We start from the raw sequence: 2,777 nt of genomic DNA, 5'->3' as shown, positions 1-2,777 counted from the left end.
CCATCCACTCCAGCATGCGGCGCATGTACTCAGGGTTGTCACCGTTGCGGAACAGCCCCCACTCCGGGTACGAGACCGGCTTCCCGTGTTCCGCCGCGAAGTCCACCTGCTTGCGCAGCCCGTACGGCTCGTTCACCTGCTCGTCGAACGTCCGGGCCGGCGGCTGGTCGTAGGAGTCCATGCCGATGATGTCCACCACCTCGTCACCGGGGTAGCACTCCGTCCACGGCACCGCGTCCCGGCCGCGGCTCGGGGCGAAGTCGAAACGGAACTCCTGGCCGGGAACGGAGCGCATCGCGGTCACGATGCGCCTCCAGTACGCCTTCCACGCGGCCGGGTCGGGACCGCAACGGTGGGTGTACGTGGTGCCGTTCATCTCCCAGCCGAGGACGAGCACCGTGTCCGGGACACCCAGGAGCACCAGCCGCTCGGCGAGCGTGCGGAAGTGCCCGTCGAACTCGCCGGCGGCCCCCCGCCGCAGCAGGGAGCGCACCTCCTCGTCCGGGACGTGCTCCTCGTTCCGCTCCAGCATCGGCGTGTTGAGGACGAACATCCGCTCCTGCGAGGCCTTGCGCCAGGCCGCCCACGAGCCGAGGAAACCGGGCCGGCCCTCGATGTTCTCCCACACGTCGCCCGGAAGGTAGCTGTGGCCCGCACGCAGCTTCGTCCCGCCGAGCCAGCGCGACAGGTCCGCCATCCGCCGCACGCCCTGCGGCCCGTAGTCCAGGTAGGCGCCGATCGCGGTCGTACCCTCCACGGCCGGCGGCCGGCCCGCACCGGCGCCCTTGCCCGCGGCGGAGTCCGTGGCGTCGCGGTCGGCGACCAGCACGCCCCCGACGAGGAGGCCGAGCACAGCCGTTCCGATGGAGAAGGTGACGAGACGGCGTTGTACGGGCACGGGTCCTCCTCGGAACGTGGGCCCCCCGGGGCCCTGCCGACCCTAGGGAGAAAGGCCCGGAAATGTGCCGTACGACGTCCGCCGGGCAGCGCATTCGCGGCGTGCGGAGGATCAGAGCGGCCCGTTCGGGTGAAGCCGGCCGTAGGAAAGGGGAAGGGAGCGGACGCGGTGGTCGAAGTTCGAACCGGCCGGCACCGGTTCGCCGGCCGCCCGGACCCCCACCGGGCGACCGAGCAGTTCGCGGTAGAGCGCCTTCATCTCCAGACGCGCCAGATGGGCGCCCAGGCAGTGGTGCGGGCCGCCGCCGCCGTACCCGAGGTGCGGGTTCGGGGACCGGGTGATGTCGAAGACGTCGGGGCCGGTGAAGACGGACGCGTCCCGGTTCGCCGAGGCGTAGAGGAGCATCACCTTCTCGCCGGGGACGAAGACGCGCCCTCCGAGCGCGTACTCGGCCCGCACCGTCCGGCGGAACTGGATGATCGGCGTCGAATGACGCACGATCTCGTCCACCGCTCCGTCCGCGTACCGCTCGAAGTCCGACTCCAGCAGGGCGCGCTGCTCCGGGTGCGCGGTCAGCAGGTACAGCCCGTGCGCCAGCGCGTTGCGGGTGGTCTCCACACCGGCCACGAGCAGCAGCGAGAAGAACGCCCCGAGTTCGCGGGCGGACAGCGACCGCCCGTCGACGTCCGCGCGCACCAGCGCCGAGACCAGGTCCTGCTCCGGGCGCCGGCGGCGTTCCCGGGCCAGCCCCGCCATGACCAGCTGCATCCCGGCCAGTGACCGCAGCCCGCGCCCCGGCACCCGCAGCCGGGCCCGGCCCCGGCGCCGCACCCCGACGTACTCCGAGGCGTGGTCGACCTGTGCGGCGACGGCGGGGCGGTACCGGACCGGGACGCCCATCAGGTCGCAGATCACCTCGAACGGCATTCGGGCGGCGGCCGAACGCATGAAATCCTCCGGGCGTTCCGCGACCACCTCGTCCACCAGCCGCCGGGCGGTGCCGGCGATGTTCTCCTCGGCCGTCGCGAGCAGCCGGGGGGTGAAGGCCCGCGAGACGGTCCGGCGCAGACCGGCGTGCTCGGCGCCGTCCATGTTCACCATGGAGTTGCCGAACACCGCCTTCGCCCAGCGGGCGGGTTCGGGCGTGGTGGCGCCCGGTGCACTGGCGAAGACGCGCGGCAGGCGGCTGGCCGCCTTCACGTCCGCATGCCGGACCAGGGCGTGGAACGGCGGGGCGGAGCCCGGCCGCGGCGTGAACCGCACCGGTTCGCCGTGCTCCCGCAGCCGCGCGAAGCCCGCCAGCCGCTCGGCCCTGGGCAACGACCAGAACGACGGGTCGGCCAGGTCGGGGAGACGGGCCGGGCCGGCTCCCCGCGCACGGACGGTGGACACCTGCGGCGGTGCGTTCATGGGCGGCCTCCCGGACGTAGGGACCGCCATGCTGGCCCGGCGCGTCCCCCCGGGCGGCCGACGCGGCCGTCACCGGCGGAGAATTCCCACGGTCGCGTGACGCGCACCGGACGAGAACCGTTCGCCCCCCGTCTCGTTGCCCACCTCGAGAGCGCAACCCCACACGAGAGTGGACGACAGACAAGGACCTCCATGGACCCGACCACAGCGACGGCCGCCCCGACGGGTGCCCCCGCCCCGCACCGCCCCGCCCGCCGAGCCGTACTGCGCACCGCCTTCACGGTGACCGCCGTCGCCTGCACCGGCGGAGCCCTGGCCCCCGTGCTGCTCAAGGACCCCGCTGCCTTCGGCCGTCCGGAGCGCAGGTCCCAGGCCCCCGAACGCTTCTCCGAGAGGTACCGGGGCCGCGACATCCGGGGCACCGTCTCCACCCTGGTGCCGGCCGGCGGGCAGGCGGGGCCGGGCCGGG

General features: G+C 73.7%; 2 protein-coding genes and 1 pseudogene. 1 reads left to right on the top strand and 2 read right to left on the bottom strand.

Going from position 1 to position 2,777, the window contains the following annotated elements:
- The coding region (locus IH13_RS38150; RefSeq protein ID WP_031087242.1) for a glycoside hydrolase family 26 protein at positions 1-898 on the bottom strand (898 nt) is incomplete at its 3' end.
- 111 nt (positions 899-1,009) lie between these two features.
- A complete protein-coding gene (locus IH13_RS0122640; RefSeq protein WP_031087240.1) occupies positions 1,010-2,308 on the bottom strand; it encodes a cytochrome P450 in 1,299 nt (432 codons plus the stop codon).
- A 192-nt stretch (positions 2,309-2,500) separates the two neighbouring features.
- Between IH13_RS0122640 and IH13_RS38145 the strand changes: the two are divergent.
- Positions 2,501-2,777: pseudogene (locus IH13_RS38145) on the top strand (tyrosinase); the annotation flags it as partial.

Source organism: Streptomyces sp. NRRL WC-3549, assembly GCF_000721935.1.
Lineage (GTDB): Bacteria > Actinomycetota > Actinomycetes > Streptomycetales > Streptomycetaceae > Streptomyces.
This window is presented reverse-complemented; position numbering and strand designations above follow the sequence as displayed.